Genomic DNA, 15,434 nt, shown 5'->3' with positions numbered 1-15,434 from the left:
GGAGGCCGGAATGATCGCGCTGCTCCTCGCCCTGGCCGTGGCCCTGTCGGTCTTCGGCGTGTTCCACGGCATCCGGCTCTACCGCGCCGACACCAGGCTCCCCAGCGACCTGATGCTCGCCCTGGAGGTCGGCGCCACCCGTACGACGGCCGTCGGCTCGCTCATCGACCGCGCCGGCATCCGCTACGCCCCGCTGATACTGCGCCTCATGGGCCCGGACCGGGTGGCGCGCAAACGCCGCCAGATCGACCGGGCAGGCAACCCCTCCGGCCTCACCATCGACCGCTACGCCGCACGCCGCGCCGTCTACGCCTTCCTGGGCGGCCTCGGCGCCTTCGCCATGCTGATCAACGGGCAGCTGGTCCTCGCGCTGGTCATGGTCGCCTTCGGGGTGTTCTGGATCGAAGCCGGCCTCTGGTCGGCGATCCGGATCCGCCGCGACCACATCGAGCGGACCCTGCCCGACTTCCTGGACGTCCTGGCCGTGGTCGTCAGCGCCGGGATCGGCTTCCGGCCCGCGCTGGAGCGGGTCGCCGCCAAGTACGAGGGCCCCTGGTCCGACGAGATCCGGATCACCCTGCAACAGATGACCATGGGCGTCAGCCGCCGCCAGGCCTTCGACGACCTGCGCCGGCGCAACGACTCCGAGCAGGTGGCGCAGTTCGTCACCGCCCTCCAGCAGGGCGAGGAACTGGGCTCCCCGATCGTCGACACCCTGATCGCCATCGCCGAGGACATGCGCCGCACCGACGCCCAGAACGCCCGCCGCCGGGCCGCCAGGGCCGTCCCGAGGGCGACCTTCGCCGTCACGACATTCATGCTGCCGGGGACGATGATCCTCCTCATCGGCGGGTTCGTGTACGGAGCGGACGTCGACTTCAGCGGCCTGTTCGGGGGCGGGTGAGCCATGACCGCCTCGCTGGACGTCACGGCCTTCGCCGCCGTGCGGAACCGGCTGTCCGCACGTTCCGCGGTACAGCTGCCGATCGCCCTCCAGGTCAACGCCCTCCAGGCGCTGTGCCGCCAGGTGTTCGCCTTCCGCCTCGTGATGATCGCCCTCGGCACCCCGGTCGTCCTGAGCCGCACCCCGCCCGGAGCCCCGACGCACCTGGCCGGCGGCGCGGTCCTGCTCACCTTCATGCTGTCCTACCTCCTGTTCCGCGACTGGGAACGCTTCGGCCCCCTCCTCCTGCGCCACCGCTGGCCCCTGGCCGTCGACTGGATCTTCAGCGGCCTCCTCCTCATCACCGCCACCCCCGGCTCCCCGCTCCTCCTCGCCTCCGTGTGCACCCCGCTCCTGGCCGGCATCGTCTACGGCTGGCGCGGCTCCGCCGTCTACGCGGGCATCCAGGCGGCCGTGGTGGCCGTCGTCGCCGAGGCACTGATGCTCTCGATGCTCTGCGTCCTGGCGGGGGCGGTCGGAGCCAGCCTCCGCGACCTGCTCCTCCGCTTCGGCACGGCCGGCCAGGCCCTGCTGGAAACCCGCGCCCGGCTGGCCGTCGCCGAAGCCGTGCAGGCCGAACGGGACCACCTGGCACGCGAGTTGCACGACTCCGTCTCCAAGACCCTGCACGGCCTGGCCCTCGCCGCCGACTCCCTGACCCGCACCACCGACCCGGCCGCCCTGCGCAGCCGGGCCGACCTGGTGGCCAGCGCGGCCCGCCGCGCGGTCGCCGAGTCCCGGGACGTACTGGCCGACCTGCGCCGCGACCTGGACGCGCCCGGGGTGTCCCTGGCCACGGAACTGCGGGCCCGGGTCGCTGCTGATGTGGCCGAACTGCGCGTGAGCGGCACCCTCCCGGTGGTGCCCTCCCCGGTGGCCCGGCACCTGCTGGCCATCGCGGGGGAGGCGGTGGAGAACGCCCGACGCCATGCGGGCGCGACCCGGATCACGGTCGAGGCGGCCGTCGACACCGCCGACCTGGTGCTCCTGATCGAGGACGACGGCCGCGGCCTCCCCGGCGGCGTCGACCTCGCAGCCCTGCCCGGCGCGGGCCGCTACGGCCTGCTCGGCATGACGGAACGGGCCGCCGCCATCGGAGCCCGCATCGACATCGGCGCCCGCCGGGGCGGCCGCCCGGGAACCCAGGTCCGCCTGACCCTCCCCCTGTCCGCCCTCCCCGCGGGGAGGGGAGCCTGATGGCGGCGACCCCGCTGCGCGTGCTCATCGCCGACGACAACCCGGTCGTACGGGCAGGCCTGGCGGCCTTGCTAGTCACGGCGGGGGGCATGGAGATCGCAGCCGAGGCGGCCGACGGCCGCGAAGCCCTGCACATGACACGCCTCCACACCCCCGACGTCATCCTCCTCGACGTCCGGATGCCCGGCGTGGACGGCATCTCGGCCCTGCCGCACCTCGTACAGCTCGCACCGGTGCTGATGCTGACGTACAGCCAGGAGTCAGAGATCGTCCGCGAGGCGCTGCTGCTGGGTGCGGGCGGCTACTTGGTGCACGGCGAATTCACGCCGGACCACCTCGTCGAAGCCGTCCGCGACGTCCGCGCGGGCCGCGCCCACTTCAGCCCGACGGCGGCGAGCGCGGTGCTCACGGAACTCCGGGCCTCTTCGCATCCGCAACGAACTGTGGGACAGTCTACGGAGCGTCTTCCCAACCATGCTGTGTTCGGGCTGAGTTCGCGTGAGGAGGAGGTCATGGATCTCATCGCTTCCGGCATGAGTAACCAGCAGATCGCGGCCAGTTGCTTTATCAGCGAGAAGACGGTCAAGAACCACATCAACCGGATCTTCGCGAAGCTCCAGACCGCCACGAGGAGCGAGGCGATAGCCCGTTGGCTGGGAACCGCCCGTCCGGGGGTGGCTGGCCATGGGTAGACGCAGTGCGCAGTGGGTCCGTAATTGGGTCCCGGGACCCTTTGCAACTGCTGGTGTGTCGACGTACCGTCCGCGGATCGACATCGGCGCCAGGTCTGGAGAGGACTCCCATGCAGAACCTCAAGCTGCTCAAGGCGATCGTCGAACGGAAGAACCGGCTGCGGCGGGGTGCGGACGAGGGGCAGACGGTCTTCGAGTATCTGGGGATCATCGTGATCATTGCGTTGATCATTGCGGCGATCATCGGGTCGGGGCTCGCCGCCAACATCGCGAACGCCATCTCAGAGGTCTTGACCGACATCACCTCCTGATAGGCGTGGCGGGCTCGCGCGACCGGGGGCAGGTTCTCCCCTTCTACGCCGCGATGATGGCACTCATGCTCTTTGCCGCGTTGGCCTTCGTCGTCGTCGGGATGGCGGGGGCCAGGCGCAGCGATGCGCAGGGTGCAGCCGATGCGGCGGCTCTCGGGGCCGCCCAGCAGGTTAGGGACAACGCGCTCACGGGCTGGAATCTCCTCACCCTCACACCGGAGGATTGGGAGGCGATCATCAGGGGGCGTCGCTTCGATACCGAGGGGGCCTGTTCCAGGGCCAGCGACTACGCCGGCACGAACGAAGCCACTGTTTCGGAATGCGATGTCGACATGCCTGAGTTCACCGTCTCGGTGAGGACCAGTCGCACGGTCGGGGACTCGGTCATCCCGGGGACCGAGGACATGCGTGCCAATGCCACGGCAACGGCCCTGATCGAACCACGGTGCTTCCTGCAACCGCCGTCCACCCCGCCACCGCCCGAGGGTGGCGGGGCTGTCGACATCAAGTGCCGGGATGGCTCGGTGGTCATCGTCAATCCGTCAGATCCTGGGTCTTTGTACGAGCTGGCGAGGAAACTCTTCGTTGTGCGACTGACTGACTGACACCGAACGAGAGACAAGGAAACGGCGTACATGAGCATGCGGCAGAAGGCGAAGGTCCGCGGGGGAGCGGCCGTTGCGGTTGCGGCGGTCTTGACCCTCGCGTTGGCCGGGTGCGGAGGTGGCGACGACCAGGCAAAGGAGCCGCAGAAGTCCGCCACTCCTCAGAGTCAGGGAAGTGACGCTTCGCAGCCCGCACCCACCCAGTCAAAGGGATCGGAGCCTGCTGAGGTCATAGCCACGTCACAAGGTCCGGCGGGTGTGATCTTGGAGATCAATTCGGCTGTGCGCAACCAAGACGGATACCTCACCGTCAGCGGGCGGATCAAAAACACGGGCTCCTCGACGTTCTCGCAGATGGCTACATGGCGTGGTGATGAGAAGACTGCCAGCCCGGCATCGATCGCTGGGGCCACTGTGGTCGATACTGCGGGCAAGAAGCGGTACTACGTGCTGCGTGACACCGAAGGTAGGTGCGCGTGCACCACTGGCCTGACGCCTATCAAGGCCGGGGAAAGCGTCCCCATCTTCGCGCAGTACCCTGCGCCGCCGACAAGTACGACCGAGGTCGCGTTCGGCTTGCCGAGCTTCGCCGCGGCCACCGTCAAAATCTCCGGGTGACCCCATGACCAAACGCCACCGCACCACAGCTGCCACAGCCGTCGCCGGTCTCGTCATCGCCGGTGCCCACTTCATCGGAGCGACCAGCGCGTATGCGGACGACGTCACGCCGTCCGTACCCCCCGGTACGGAAGCCTCGGCCTCTGCGCCGACGCCCGTCAAATCCGACTCCCCAGGGCTGAAGCTCCCCCAGGGCGGCATCCTCGCTGCGCCCAAGGTCCTGGACATGGTCGAGGTCGTCGAAGACCTAGGGGGCGAGGAACGCCGCCAGGAGACCAACCAGACCGTCATGATGGCGCTGCAATCCGAGGTGATGTTCCCCGAGGACAGTGCCATCTTCAACGCCCAGGCCGCCGCCCGTATCCAGGCCATCGCGCAGGAGATCAACTCCCAGAAGGCCACCACCGTCCGGGTCTTCGGTTTCACCGACGACCAGGGCACGTACGAGCACGGCAAGGAACTGTCGAAGAAGCGCGCCGACGCGGTCCAGGCCGAGCTGGCCAAGACGGTGACCAACCCCGGCGTCACCTTCGACGTGCGCGGCTACAGCGAGGACTACCCGATCGCCGACAACGGCACCGAGGAAGGCCGCAAGAAGAACCGCCGCGTGGAGGTCACCTTCCCGCGCAGCACCGGCGGCTAGCCGATCCGCGGGCCGGCCGTGGCGGGTGACCGCCGCGGCCGGGTCAGCGGAGCAGGTCGGAGTGCTGGGCCCAGAGGCAGAAGCTGCTGCTGTCGGGCTTGCACGTGTCGGCGTAGGCGTCGCCCGCCGTCTGGAGTGTGCTGAGCAGGCCCGCCGCGTTGAAGATCAGCGCGCACCAGGCCAGGCCCGTCCTCAGGGGGAGCCGCACGCTCCACAGCCTGCGTACGGGCAGGGACAGGACTACGGCCGCCAGGGACCAGCCGGCGATCCCCAAGAGCGGCCACGGGTCCGAGTCGCCGAGGGACAGGAACATCGACAGGTACCAGGCCACGGGCGGAGTGGCGAACACGACCCCGATCCGTAGGTTCCGTGCCTTCCGCCACCGCGCCATGCGGGGTGTCGGTGCCGGCCGCCGGGCCGCGCGGGACGCCGCCCGGGCCTTGAACCGGGATCTGGCCCGGGATCCGGCGGTGACCGCGGCGCGTGCGGTGGTGACCGTCTTGCGGTAGGTCCGGAGGGGCCATGGCGCAGCCGCATACGGCTGTGAGGGGAGCCGCTTCGTGGAGCCGTTCGAACCCGTCCAGCCGTCTGCGGGACGGAGTGCGACGCGCATCTCGCGCGCGTTCTGGTACCGGTCCTCGCGCCGCTTGGCCAGCGCCCGGTCGAGTACGACTTCCAGCCCGGGCAGGCCCGGCAGGCCCGCCTCGGTGAGGGTCGGCGGGCGCTGGTGCAGGTGGTGGTGGCCGACGACCAGCCGGTTCGCCCCGAAGGGCTGGCGGCCCGTGAGCATCTCGAAGAGCAGGAGGCCCACGGCGTACAGGTCGGACCGGCCGTCGATGTCGGGCCGCCCCTCGATCTGCTCGGGAGACATGTAGGCGGGCGTACCGATGGTGAAACCCGTGCCGGTCAGGGCCGTGGCCTCGGAGACCACGGAGCGGGCGATCCCGAAGTCGGCGACCTTCGCGGTGCCGTTCTCGGTGAGCAGGATGTTGCCCGGTTTGATGTCCCGGTGCACCAGGCCGAGCGCGTGGCTGGCGGTCAGCGCGTTCAGTACCTGGTCCGCGATGCGCACCGCCTCTTGGACCGGCAGTGTGCCCCGGTTGCGGAGGCGGTCTTCGAGCGATTGCCCGTCGACGAGTTCCATCACGAAGTAGGGGACGGAAGGTCCGCCCGGCCGGGGTTCGACGCCCGACTGATGCACGGCGACGACATGCGGATGGGTGAAACCGGCCATCGCCTCCGCCTCGCGCCGGAACCGCTCGACGGTCGCACGGTCCGACCCGGGTCCGGGTAACAGGGTCTTGATGGCGACCTTCCGTTGCAACCGGGTGTCCCAGCCCCGCAAGACCTGCGCCATGCCGCCACTGCCGAGCAGTCCGTCGACGCGGATCAGCCCTCCGGCCAGGTACTCGCCGGGTTCGAACATCAACTCCCCCATGGAGCAGATGATCTGACTGGCACCTCCGCGTGCGCAAGTGCCGGGCCGGTCAACCGTCCAGTAGGTGGTCGGCCTTGCCGGCCTTGATGGCCCGGATCAGCTGTTGCAGGGCCTCGCGGCTGTCTCTGAGGTACGTGTCCTCCTGGCCGGACAGGGCTATGTAGCTGTTGCCGTCCCCGTCCACCCCGATCCGGTAGCAGTTGTTTCCTTCGCCGCAGAAGGCGTCTTCCCAGTCGATGTCGGCCATCGGGGGCTCCTCAGAGTTGGCGGGCGACCGCGTGGATGAACTCGCGGGATGCCCCGGGGGACAGTGCGTGCTCGTCCATCCAGTGGATGTGGGACCGGTACTTTGCGAGCTGGGCCTCGTCGTGCATGAACTCGGGGCCGTGGGCCGAGTCGAGCTGCACGGTGTCGAGCTGCGGCACGGCGCCTTCGGCGTACAGCACCGCGTGTCCGGCGCCGGGGAAGGCTCCCGTCTCCACGGGCAGGATGCGGAGGGTGAGGTAGTCCCGCTCCGAGACCTCGCAGAGGTACTCCAGCTGCTCCCGGGTGGCCCGGCGACCGCCGAACTGCATTCGCAGCGCGGCCTCGTGCACGTACGCGTCGTACGGGCGGGCGTCGTCGCCTTCCAGCACCTGCTGGCGCTTCAGGCGGTGTGCCACGCGCATTTCGACCTCGGACGGCGGGAGCGCGGGGAGCACCGAGCCGAATACGGCGCGGGCGTAGGAGCTCTGGTGGAGCAGCCCCGGCAGGTGGACGGTCTGCACCGTGCAGAGGCGGGTGGCGTGCCACTCCAGCTCGGAGATGTCGAGCAGCCCCTGCGGGATCGACCCGCGGTACGCCTCCCACCAGCCCCGCTCCCGCGGCTGCGCGAGGGCGGAAAGCTTGTCGACGTAGGGCTTCTCCGACACCCCGCAGCGCGCCGCCAAGGTGCGTAGCCGCTCCTCGCTGACGGCGCGAAGTCCCTGTTCGATCGCGGACAGTTGGGAGCGGCTGACGTTTAGCGCGGCCGCCGCGGCCTCGGCTGAGACGTCGGCGGCGACCCGCATCCTGCGCAACTCCGCACCCACGCGCCGCTGGCGCTGCGTCGGAGAGGTCCTGGCTGTCATGCCAGCAGTCTGCCGGTTCGGGGGCAGCCCCGGTGACGGCGGGGCATTTTCTCTGAGCGCGGGCACAATTGCACCCGGGATCCGCTACATTCGGTAATGCACCGCTCACGCAAGGGAGTTGGAAGTGCATCGCCGCAGCATGCCTCGGCCTCGGCGACGAGCCACTGCCCCCACAACGCGAGAGCAACCCGTGCGCGTCGAGCTCACCCAGGTCACATCGCCATCCGCGTCTCGACAGGGAGTCCGTCATGCTCAGCCCCGTCATGCCCCCCAGCCCCGGCTGCTTCGATGCCTGCCCGCCGGCCGACGAGCCGCCCTCGCCCGACGGGCTGTCGTGCAGCCTGACCGTGCCGGGGGAGCCGTACAGCGCCCAGATCGCGCGCAGCACCGTACGGTCCGTGCTCCACGCCCACCGGCTCGACCGGGCCGTGCCCGCCGCGGTACAGGTGGTGGGGGAACTCATCGCCGCAGCCTGGTACTTGGACCCCGGCCGGAGCCTGTACCTCGCCCTCCGCCACCGCGAAGACGCCCTCCGCCTCACGGTCTACGACGGGCACACCCCGCACACCCACCCCCGCCTGGCCGCCCACTGCGAGGCCCGCCGCAGGGCGGCCCTACGGGTCATGGCCGCCGTAGTACGGGACTGCGGCGGAGCCTGGGGCTTCGGCGAGTCCCGCGAACCCGGCGGCGGCACCCGAACCTGGGCGAGCCTGCCGGTGGCGGGGGCCGCCGGATATCTGGCTTCCTAGGGGGCCGCTGTGCCCGGAGGCCTCGCACCGTCACGAAGGTCGGCTTCTCGACGGCCCTGCGGACCGCGCTGCTTCCAGGTTCGTTCTCACCATCTCAGTCGACGGATGGCCGGAGCTGAGTACGCGCTCGCATTCTGCGAGAGTGCGCTCGTACATCAGTATGGCCCGCCGCAGATCCCCGGCAGACTTGTACGCGAACGCGAGGTTGTTGCGGGAAGTCAGGGTGTCGGGGTGGTCGTTACCCAGCACTCGCTCACGGTCGGCAAGGTTGCGCTCGAAGATTGGGATGGCCTGCGCAAGGTCCCCGGCCAACTGGTAGACACCCGCGAGGTTGTTGCGGGAGTCCAGGGTGTCGGGGTGGTCATCACCCAGCACCCGCTTGGAGTCGGCGAGGGTGCGCTTGAACAGCGGGATGGCCCGCCCCAGATCACGGATAGCCGTATACGCGCCCGCAAGGTTGTTGCGGGAGTTGAGCGTCGAGGGGTGGTCATCACCCAGCACTCGCTCACGGTCGGCGAGGTTGCGCTCGTACATCGGGATGGCCTGCCCAAGGTCCCCCGCCGACTGGTAGACGCCCGCGAGGTTGTTGCGGGAAGTCAGGGTGTCGGGGTGGTCATCACCCAGCACCCGCTCGGAGTCGGCGAGGGTGCGCTTGGACATGTGGATGGCCCGCCCCAGATCCCCCACCGACCTATACGCGAACGCGAGGTTGTTGCGGGAAGTCAGGGTGTCGGGGTGGTCATCACCCAGCACTCGCTCACGATCGGCGAGGTTGCGCTCGTACATCGGGATGGCCTGCCCAAGGTCCCCCGCCGACAGGTAGGCGCCCGCAAAGTTGTTGCGGCAGGTGAGAGTGGAGGGGGCGTCAGTGCCCAGCACCCGCGTGAAGGTTGTCAACGCGCGTCGGTAGCCGTCGATGGCGGAGGTGATTGCGCCTTGTTCATATCGGTAGGAGGCGGTGCAGCTGAGGGCCAAGGCCGTGTCGATGGTGTCGTGGTCGGGCGTGTGGTGGCTGGTGAGGGCGTCGGTGTGTGGGAGGAGCGCTCGGTACGTCGCTCGGTTGCCTGGGTCGTCGATGTTGGAGGGGAAAGCGTTCGCAAGGAGGGCGGCGGCCCGGTCCCGGGCCTGGCCGATTGCTTCGGGTTGTCGGTGGGCATCGGTGGGGTCGGGGGTGCGGGCGAGGGTCTGGACGAGGCGGTGGACGGTGAGGGTGCCGTCGTGGTTGTCGGTGATCATGCTGTGCGCGATGAGGCGGCCGATCGCGGTGGGGAGTTCTGGTGCCTCGGCGAAAGGGGTGAGGAGGGTGCGGGGGATGTGGTCTGGGGCGTACCAGGCCAGGATCCGCAGGATGTCCTCGGCAAGAGGGGTGGCGGCGAGGTTGTCCAGGGTGATGCGCCAGGCCCGGGCGATCGTGCGGTCGGGGTCCCCGTCCTCGGTGCCGGTTGCGAGGGTCGCCGCGGTTCGGTGGGTCAGCATGTCGAGGTAGGCGCGCGGGGTGGTGCCGGTCTGGGCGCAGTACGCGGCGGCCAGTTCGACGGCGAGTGGAAGGTCGCCGAGTTCTGAGCAGACTTCGGCGGCGCCGGTGGTGTCGCGGGCTGCGTCGTCGGTGAGGACCCGGGTGAACAGGTCCAGGGCTTCGTTGTGGGCGAGGACGTCGAGGCGCAGGGAGGTGGCGGTGTGGTGCCAGCCGGTGGCGCGGCGGGTGGTGATCAGGAAGCGGCCCGTGCCGACGCGGTCGAGGAGTGCCGTGATGTCTGCGGGGCGTTCGACGTTGTCCAGGACGATGAGCCAGTGGTCGTGGGTGGTCAGCCATTGCAGGGCGCGTTCGGTGAGGAACGCGGGCGGCATGACGGCCAGCGCGGGCTGGAGTGAACGGGCGAGGTCGGCCAGGCCGGTGTCGATGGCTTCGGGGCTGTCGGCGGTGATCCACCAGCGGGGGTTGCCGGTGTGGTGCCGGCGGACCCAGTGGGAGGCCAGGCTCGACTTCCCGATTCCGCCCAGACCGTGAACGGCCTGCACGACGACCTCGCCGGGTGTCGCGAACGCTGCGTCCAGGAGGGTGAGGGCCTCGGCGCGGCCGACGAACAGCTTCGTGGCGGGCGCGTTGCACAACCCGGCGGGTGCCTGTACATCGGCGATCGGTCCGTACGCCTCCTGCGGCAGGACCATGCCGTTCTCGACGTAGAGGGTCACCGAGTCGATGATGTCCCGGCCTGCCGCTTGGGACCCCCGGTCGGCTTCCACCGCCGGTTGCGACGGTCCCTCGGTCGGCGACGGGCTCCCCTTACCGGTGGGTTGTCCCCAGCTCGGGAGCTTCACGCTCCCCTCCGGGCGGCCGACCCGTCGACGTCACCACCGGCGGCGATCGCCACGGCCAAGGTCCAACACGAAGCCCTCATGGCCCCATGTTCTTCCACCCGAGAGATCCAAGCCCCGGATTTGTCGAACTCAGGGCCGAGGACGGCCGCGGTTCAGTTCTGTACGTAGACGGACTGGTCGACGTAGCGGTCCTGTTCCAGGTTGTCGAGCATGAAGGCGGCGAGGTCGGCGCGGGAGATCTTGCCGAGGATGGATGCGCCTCGGTAGTCCCCGTGGCGGTAGGTGCCGGTCGCGGGGCCGTAGGTGAGGGTGGGCGGCTGGACGATCGTGAAGGTGAGGCCGGAGGCGCGTACGTATGCGTCCTGGCGCTCCTTGGCCCGGAAGCCGGTGCGTACGAGGAGGCGGACCGCGCCGACCACGCCGCGCATCCCGGGGCCGAGCCGGCGGCGGCTGATCGCGCTGGCGCCGAATCCCGTGAGCACCTCCACGCGCTCCACGCCGGTGTTGCGCATCGCCGCGAGTACGGCCCGGGTGCCCGTGTCGCAGACGGGGTCGCCGAGGGTGATGATCGCCGCTCCGGCTCCGGCGAGGGCCTTTCCCAGGGCCGGCGGGTCGTTGAGTTCGGCTACCGCGACCGTCAGATGCGGATGGCGGAGCTTGATGTGTGCGGGATCGCGGGTGACGGCGACGACCTCGTGGCCCCGGCGCAGGGCTTCGGGGACGAGTAAGGCGCCGACGCTGCCGCTGGCGCCGAAGACGGTGATCCTCATGGCTGTGCCTCCTTCAGGAAGAGGAGGGGGAGGACGGCAGGCTGGTGATGCCGAGTTGCAGGAGCATGGCGAGGATGTCCTCGACGAAGGTCCCCTCCGCGATCTTGCCTTCGTGGATGCGGTAGACCCCGACTCCGTTCCACTGGGCCGCCTTGCCCGTGGCGGGCATGCCCATGAACGGGCCCGTGTTCGTACCGCTGTTGGTGAACAGTGCGACGACGGTGTCGCCGTCGGCCAGGAACCGCTGGGGCTCCAGCCGCATGCCGGTGAACGCTCCGGCGGCGTTGGCCTCGGCGAACTTCCTGTAGTTCGCCAGGCCGTGGTACTCGCCGAGGCTGCCGCCGCGCCAGACCATGTCCTCGGTCCAGTACTGCTCCAGGGCGGACAGGTCGCCTCCGTTGACTACGTCGTCGAAGAAGCCCTGGACGACGGCGATGTTGTCCTGCGTGCTCATGGTGATGCTCCTAGCGGGGGAGGGGGTATGGGTCAGGCCGAGAGGCGGGTCGTGAACCAGGACGCGATGCGCTCGGCCACGGCGTGGCCGGTCCCGGGCGCCATGGTGTTGAAGCCGTGGACGCCGTCGGGCCAGACGTCCAGGTCGGCGTGGTTGCCGGCGGCCTGCCAGCGGGCGGCCATGAACAGGCTGTCGTCCAGGAGTGGATCGAGCGAGCCCACGGTGAAGAGGGCGGGCGGCAGGTCGTCCAGCTTCGCGAAGAGCGGGGAGAGGTACGGGTCACGGCGCTGTTCGGCGTCGAGACCGGGGAAGGCGTTGTCGAGGAAGCCGCGGAGCCAGTGCTCGGGCAGGACGGGGGTGGTGCGGTCGGCGAGACGCTGGCTGGGTGTGCCGCTGATGTCGTAGGCGCCGTAGAGGAGGCTGACCGCGGCGATGCGCTCGGCCACCTCGGGGTGCTCGTCGCGCAGCCGGAGCAGGGTCAGGGCCGCCAGGTGGCCGCCGGCCGAGGCGCCGTGCAGCAGGAGCCGGTCGGTGCCGAACTCGGCGGCGGCGTTCCGGGCCACCCATAGGGCGCCTGCCACGCAGTCGTCGACCGGGGCGGGTACGGGATGCTCGGGCGCCAGCCGGTAGTCGATGGAGACGGTCGCGACCTGCGCGTGCTCGGCGTAGTGGTCGTTGATCCAGTCGTCCTGCTGCGGCGTGCCGATGCACCAGCCGCCGCCGTGGATGCCGATCACGACGGCCTTCACCGGGCCCTCGGGCCGGATGATCCGCAGCGTGAGGTCCCCGCCCGGACCGGGGATGGTCCGCTCGCTCACCGCGTGCTTCAGGTCGGAGCTGGGTGCGAAGTCCGCGCTGCGGACGGCGGCCAGGCCTTCGGCGGTGGTGACATCGGGGTACTGCATGGATGCGGCGATCTGCTGGTTGACGGCGGCGAGTTCGGCCGCGTCCGGGTTCGGGACGAATCCGTCGGAGCTGGTGGCGGTGGTCATGGCGGTGCTCATGGCGCTGTCTCCTCTGGTGAAGCGCGGGCTGCGGGGTTCGGGGACGGGGCGGGGTCCGGGGCGGGTTCCGGGGCGGGGGCCGGCTTCAGATCCGTACCGCGGTCCGGATCCGGGGCGCATCAGGGACGGAAGGTGACTCCGGTGAGCCGTTCGCTCTCCGCCCACAGGCGGGCGCCCTGCTGCGGGTCGTCCGCGCCGCGGGGGAGCCTGGCCGGCTTCGGTGTGCCGGAGGTCTGGTCGCGGCCCGCCGGGCCGATGAACTGCCCGCTCGTGACGCCGGGGGCGGTGGCGGCGTACAGCGACGGCCACGCGGCGCCCTCGGCGGAGCCCATCAGCAGACGCTCGGCGATCGGGGTGAACACCCTGGCCAGGGGGCCGGCGCCGTGCTGCTGGAGGTTGGTCATCGCGGCCCCCGGGTGGACCACCAGCGCCTTGAGGGGGGTACCGGCGGTGCGCCGGGCGAGTTCGAGGGTGTAGACGACGTTGGCGCGCTTGGACTTGGCGTAGGCGCCCATCCCGCGGTAACGCTTCTCGCTCATCAGGTCGTCGAGCCGGCCCAGGGGCCAGCGCGCGGCGATCGCGCTGACCGTGATCACGCGGGGGTCCGGGGAGCGGAGCACGGCCGGCCACAGCTGTGCGTCGAAGGCGAAGTGGCCGAGGTGATTGGTGCCGAAGGTCATCTCGAACCCGTCGCGCGTGCTCTGGCGGGTGGGCAGGTTCATCACCCCGGCGTTGTTGAACAGCAGGTCGATCGTCTCGGTCTCGGCGATGCGGGCGGCCGCGTCCCGGATCGAGCCGAGGTCCGACAGGTCGACCACCAGGGTGTCGGCCTCGGCCTTCGGCGCTACGGCGAGCACCTCGCGCACGGCTCCGTCCAGGTTGGCCCGGCTGCGGCCGGCGAGGATGATCCGCGCGCCACGTGCCGCGAGCGTGCGTGCGGTCCGGAGCCCGATACCGCTGTTGCCGCCCGTGATCAGGGCCGTACGTCCTGCCTGGTCGGGGATCGAATCCAGGGTCCAGTGACTCATCGTAACCGCGCTCCCTTACTGAATGAACCTTCAATAGCGATGGTGCGCGCAGGGCGGACCTTTGTCAAATGAACGTTCATTAAGTACATTGGATGGATGCGTACCCGGGATCCCGAAGCCAAGAAGCAGCTGCTCTTCGAGGCCGCACTGGCGGAGTTCGCCGAGTTCGGCCGTGCGGGAGCGCGGATCGACCGGATGGCCAAACGTGCGGGCATCAGCCCGGGCCTGGTGTACTCGTTCTACGAGGGCAAGGCCGAACTGTTCGACGCGGTCTTCGACCAGATCGTCGACATGATCCTCGCGTCCGTACCGATCGACGCGGACGACCTGCCGGCGTACGCGGGCAGCCTGCACGACGCCGGCCGGGCGCATCCCGACGTCATGCGGTTCATCAGGTGGTACTACCTCGAACTCGGCGAGTCCTCGCAACGCGCCGTCGTGGCCGCCTCCATGGCCGAGAAGGTCGCGGCGATCACCGAGGCGCAGCAGCGCGGCACGGTGACTTCGGCACGGACCGCCGCCCAGATCCTCGCCCTCGTGCTGACCTTGGCGAACATGTGGCACCTGCCCGGGGAAGACGTGGCGGGCCTGGTTCCCGAACCGGACCGGCGCTCCCTGGTGACCTCCGCGGTCGCGGCCCTGGTCGCACCCTGACCCTCGGCCAACGGATGGCCGAATCCGAAGCAGGGCGTACCCGCGTCCTGACCGGCACCGGAAGGTGGCGAGGCTTGATTTCAGCCCGAGGTGGCCGTCGGTAGGGGCTCGGTGAAAGCCGCCCGCCACTGCGGGCGCGGGTCGGCGCCCAGGCTCGTCCAGTACTCCGTCCCGCGGACGATCCGGCCGTCGCGGACGGTCCAGAACGACGCCGCACGGAACACCCCGAGGCCCTCGTGCGGTACTTCCACCTCGGAGGCGACCTCGTCACCGGCGGCGACGATCCGCAGCACGCGGATCGACCAGCCCTCCGGATACTCACGGTTCACCGCGAGGTAGTTCTCGGCGCCCACGATGCGTTCACCGCTGACCGGCCACTCGACGACCGCGTCCTCGGCGACCAGCAGGGCCACGCCGTCCCGGTCCCGCGCCTGGATCCGGTCCCACAGCGCCTCTACGACCCTCGACGGCTCCATGCGTCCCACCCTGCCAGAAGGCCCGGAGAGAGAGGGGCCGGTCAGAGCAGGAGGCCGAGGGCGGTGGCCAGCATGACTGCGGCCGTCGCGGCGTGGACGCCGTAGGCGGTGGCCTTCGGCCCGCCGCTGCGGAGCACGATCAGCGTGTCGGCGACCGGCATCACCGCGAAGGTCAGTACGTACCAGCCCAGCACCGACGTCGGCGCGACGAGCATCAGTACGAAGATGAAGGCCCCGCACACGATCTCGCGCGCCCCCTTCACGTGCAGCCAGGACCGGAAGGCGGGGTCGTCGACCGGGGTGTCGGGAATGCCGAAACCGGTGGCGTTCCGCGGCTTCGCGAAGACCATCGCGCCCATGGCGATGAGGGCCGCGCCGAGCAGGCCGGCGAGAACGGTGGCGAGGGTGGTGAGCATCGGAAGTC

Annotated in this window: 19 protein-coding genes; 9 read left to right on the top strand and 10 right to left on the bottom strand. The window is 70.1% G+C overall.

Going from position 1 to position 15,434, the window contains the following annotated elements; genetic code table 11:
- Positions 1-13: 13 nt before the first annotated feature.
- The 7 genes from ACFWNV_RS06735 to ACFWNV_RS06705 all read left to right on the top strand — a co-directional run bounded on the left by ACFWNV_RS06735 (position 14) and on the right by ACFWNV_RS06705 (position 5,009).
- Positions 14-904 (top strand): DUF5936 domain-containing protein, encoded by an 891-nt coding sequence (locus ACFWNV_RS06735; RefSeq protein WP_383941695.1) that lies wholly within the window; start codon positions 14-16, stop codon positions 902-904.
- A 3-nt stretch (positions 905-907) separates the two neighbouring features.
- Positions 908-2,140, top strand: a complete 1,233-nt coding sequence (locus ACFWNV_RS06730) for a sensor histidine kinase (RefSeq protein WP_383941561.1) — start codon at positions 908-910, stop codon at positions 2,138-2,140.
- Complete coding sequence (locus ACFWNV_RS06725; RefSeq protein WP_383941558.1) at positions 2,140-2,832, top strand: response regulator; 693 nt, start codon at positions 2,140-2,142, stop codon at positions 2,830-2,832. Before ACFWNV_RS06730 ends, ACFWNV_RS06725 begins: the two co-directional genes overlap by 1 nt.
- Before the next feature lie 110 nt (positions 2,833-2,942).
- Positions 2,943-3,143, top strand: a complete 201-nt coding sequence (locus tag ACFWNV_RS06720; protein ID WP_382977104.1) for a hypothetical protein — start codon at positions 2,943-2,945, stop codon at positions 3,141-3,143.
- 5 nt (positions 3,144-3,148) lie between these two features.
- Positions 3,149-3,748, top strand: a complete 600-nt coding sequence (locus tag ACFWNV_RS06715; protein ID WP_383941555.1) for a pilus assembly protein TadG-related protein — start codon at positions 3,149-3,151, stop codon at positions 3,746-3,748.
- 258 nt (positions 3,749-4,006) lie between these two features.
- Positions 4,007-4,366 (top strand): hypothetical protein, encoded by a 360-nt coding sequence (locus ACFWNV_RS06710; protein WP_383941552.1) that lies wholly within the window; start codon positions 4,007-4,009, stop codon positions 4,364-4,366.
- A 4-nt stretch (positions 4,367-4,370) separates the two neighbouring features.
- Complete coding sequence (locus ACFWNV_RS06705) at positions 4,371-5,009, top strand: OmpA family protein (protein WP_383941549.1); 639 nt, start codon at positions 4,371-4,373, stop codon at positions 5,007-5,009.
- A gap of 43 nt (positions 5,010-5,052) precedes the next feature.
- On the opposite strand, the gene ACFWNV_RS06700 is transcribed toward ACFWNV_RS06705, so the two are convergent.
- From ACFWNV_RS06700 to ACFWNV_RS06690, 3 genes are read right to left on the bottom strand one after another with little or no spacing between them, the layout of a single operon-like run.
- Complete coding sequence (locus ACFWNV_RS06700) at positions 5,053-6,447, bottom strand: serine/threonine-protein kinase (RefSeq protein ID WP_383941546.1); 1,395 nt, start codon at positions 6,445-6,447, stop codon at positions 5,053-5,055.
- A 49-nt stretch (positions 6,448-6,496) separates the two neighbouring features.
- Positions 6,497-6,694, bottom strand: coding sequence for a hypothetical protein (locus tag ACFWNV_RS06695; RefSeq protein WP_383941542.1), 198 nt, complete (start codon positions 6,692-6,694; stop codon positions 6,497-6,499).
- A 10-nt stretch (positions 6,695-6,704) separates the two neighbouring features.
- On the bottom strand, positions 6,705-7,556 hold the full coding sequence (locus tag ACFWNV_RS06690) for a helix-turn-helix domain-containing protein (RefSeq protein ID WP_383941539.1): 852 nt from the start codon (positions 7,554-7,556) through the stop codon (positions 6,705-6,707).
- A 248-nt stretch (positions 7,557-7,804) separates the two neighbouring features.
- On the opposite strand from ACFWNV_RS06690, the gene ACFWNV_RS06685 reads away from it, so the two are divergent.
- The gene (locus ACFWNV_RS06685) at positions 7,805-8,305 is read left to right on the top strand and encodes an ATP-binding protein (protein WP_383941537.1); all 501 of its coding nucleotides are present in this window, start codon (positions 7,805-7,807) and stop codon (positions 8,303-8,305) included.
- Between the two features lie 30 nt (positions 8,306-8,335).
- Here ACFWNV_RS06685 and ACFWNV_RS06680 read toward each other — a convergent pair whose 3' ends face one another.
- The 5 genes from ACFWNV_RS06680 to ACFWNV_RS06660 form a co-directional block, all read right to left on the bottom strand.
- Complete coding sequence (locus tag ACFWNV_RS06680) at positions 8,336-10,498, bottom strand: tetratricopeptide repeat protein (protein WP_383941534.1); 2,163 nt, start codon at positions 10,496-10,498, stop codon at positions 8,336-8,338.
- Between the two features lie 278 nt (positions 10,499-10,776).
- On the bottom strand, positions 10,777-11,394 hold the full coding sequence (locus ACFWNV_RS06675) for an NAD(P)-dependent oxidoreductase (protein WP_383941531.1): 618 nt from the start codon (positions 11,392-11,394) through the stop codon (positions 10,777-10,779).
- Between the two features lie 13 nt (positions 11,395-11,407).
- On the bottom strand, positions 11,408-11,848 hold the full coding sequence (locus ACFWNV_RS06670) for an ester cyclase (RefSeq protein ID WP_383941528.1): 441 nt from the start codon (positions 11,846-11,848) through the stop codon (positions 11,408-11,410).
- Between the two features lie 32 nt (positions 11,849-11,880).
- Positions 11,881-12,852 carry an alpha/beta hydrolase gene (locus tag ACFWNV_RS06665; RefSeq protein WP_383941525.1) on the bottom strand — a complete coding sequence of 324 codons (972 nt, stop codon included), beginning with the start codon at positions 12,850-12,852 and terminating at the stop codon, positions 11,881-11,883.
- Positions 12,853-12,971: 119 nt separating this feature from the next.
- A complete protein-coding gene (locus ACFWNV_RS06660; protein ID WP_383941522.1) occupies positions 12,972-13,880 on the bottom strand; it encodes an oxidoreductase in 909 nt (302 codons plus the stop codon).
- 96 nt (positions 13,881-13,976) lie between these two features.
- On the opposite strand from ACFWNV_RS06660, the gene ACFWNV_RS06655 reads away from it, so the two are divergent.
- A complete protein-coding gene (locus ACFWNV_RS06655) occupies positions 13,977-14,534 on the top strand; it encodes a TetR family transcriptional regulator (RefSeq protein WP_383941520.1) in 558 nt (185 codons plus the stop codon).
- Between the two features lie 80 nt (positions 14,535-14,614).
- Here the strand turns inward: ACFWNV_RS06655 and ACFWNV_RS06650 are convergent, their stop codons facing one another.
- Both ACFWNV_RS06650 and ACFWNV_RS06645 read right to left on the bottom strand, forming a co-directional pair.
- Entirely contained in the window at positions 14,615-15,010 is a 396-nt protein-coding gene (locus ACFWNV_RS06650) for a nuclear transport factor 2 family protein (RefSeq protein ID WP_383941517.1), read from the bottom strand.
- Positions 15,011-15,051: 41 nt separating this feature from the next.
- Positions 15,052-15,426, bottom strand: a complete 375-nt coding sequence (locus tag ACFWNV_RS06645) for a DUF4267 domain-containing protein (RefSeq protein ID WP_383941514.1) — start codon at positions 15,424-15,426, stop codon at positions 15,052-15,054.
- Positions 15,427-15,434: the final 8 nt, after the last annotated feature.

Source organism: Streptomyces sp. NPDC058401 (assembly GCF_042722885.1).
Lineage (GTDB): Bacteria > Actinomycetota > Actinomycetes > Streptomycetales > Streptomycetaceae > Streptomyces.
Note: the sequence above shows the minus strand (reverse complement) of the source record. Positions and strands in the feature narration are given on the sequence as shown.

What these genes read in the sequence shown, in the direction of transcription:
- ACFWNV_RS06670 (WP_383941528.1), bottom strand. Translation starts at nt 11,848, where the DNA reads ATGAGCACGCAGGACAACATCGCCGTCGTCCAGGGCTTCTTCGACGAC.
- ACFWNV_RS06695 (WP_383941542.1), bottom strand. Translation starts at nt 6,694, where the DNA reads ATGGCCGACATCGACTGGGAAGACGCCTTCTGCGGCGAAGGAAACAAC.
- ACFWNV_RS06690 (WP_383941539.1), bottom strand. Translation starts at nt 7,556, where the DNA reads ATGACAGCCAGGACCTCTCCGACGCAGCGCCAGCGGCGCGTGGGTGCG.
- ACFWNV_RS06675 (WP_383941531.1), bottom strand. Translation starts at nt 11,394, where the DNA reads ATGAGGATCACCGTCTTCGGCGCCAGCGGCAGCGTCGGCGCCTTACTC.
- ACFWNV_RS06660 (WP_383941522.1), bottom strand. Translation starts at nt 13,880, where the DNA reads ATGAGTCACTGGACCCTGGATTCGATCCCCGACCAGGCAGGACGTACG.
- ACFWNV_RS06720 (WP_382977104.1), top strand. Translation starts at nt 2,943, where the DNA reads ATGCAGAACCTCAAGCTGCTCAAGGCGATCGTCGAACGGAAGAACCGG.
- ACFWNV_RS06700 (WP_383941546.1), bottom strand. Translation starts at nt 6,447, where the DNA reads ATGGGGGAGTTGATGTTCGAACCCGGCGAGTACCTGGCCGGAGGGCTG.
- ACFWNV_RS06705 (WP_383941549.1), top strand. Translation starts at nt 4,371, where the DNA reads ATGACCAAACGCCACCGCACCACAGCTGCCACAGCCGTCGCCGGTCTC.
- ACFWNV_RS06655 (WP_383941520.1), top strand. Translation starts at nt 13,977, where the DNA reads ATGCGTACCCGGGATCCCGAAGCCAAGAAGCAGCTGCTCTTCGAGGCC.
- ACFWNV_RS06665 (WP_383941525.1), bottom strand. Translation starts at nt 12,852, where the DNA reads ATGAGCACCGCCATGACCACCGCCACCAGCTCCGACGGATTCGTCCCG.
- ACFWNV_RS06725 (WP_383941558.1), top strand. Translation starts at nt 2,140, where the DNA reads ATGGCGGCGACCCCGCTGCGCGTGCTCATCGCCGACGACAACCCGGTC.
- ACFWNV_RS06645 (WP_383941514.1), bottom strand. Translation starts at nt 15,426, where the DNA reads ATGCTCACCACCCTCGCCACCGTTCTCGCCGGCCTGCTCGGCGCGGCC.
- ACFWNV_RS06685 (WP_383941537.1), top strand. Translation starts at nt 7,805, where the DNA reads ATGCTCAGCCCCGTCATGCCCCCCAGCCCCGGCTGCTTCGATGCCTGC.
- ACFWNV_RS06650 (WP_383941517.1), bottom strand. Translation starts at nt 15,010, where the DNA reads ATGGAGCCGTCGAGGGTCGTAGAGGCGCTGTGGGACCGGATCCAGGCG.
- ACFWNV_RS06730 (WP_383941561.1), top strand. Translation starts at nt 908, where the DNA reads ATGACCGCCTCGCTGGACGTCACGGCCTTCGCCGCCGTGCGGAACCGG.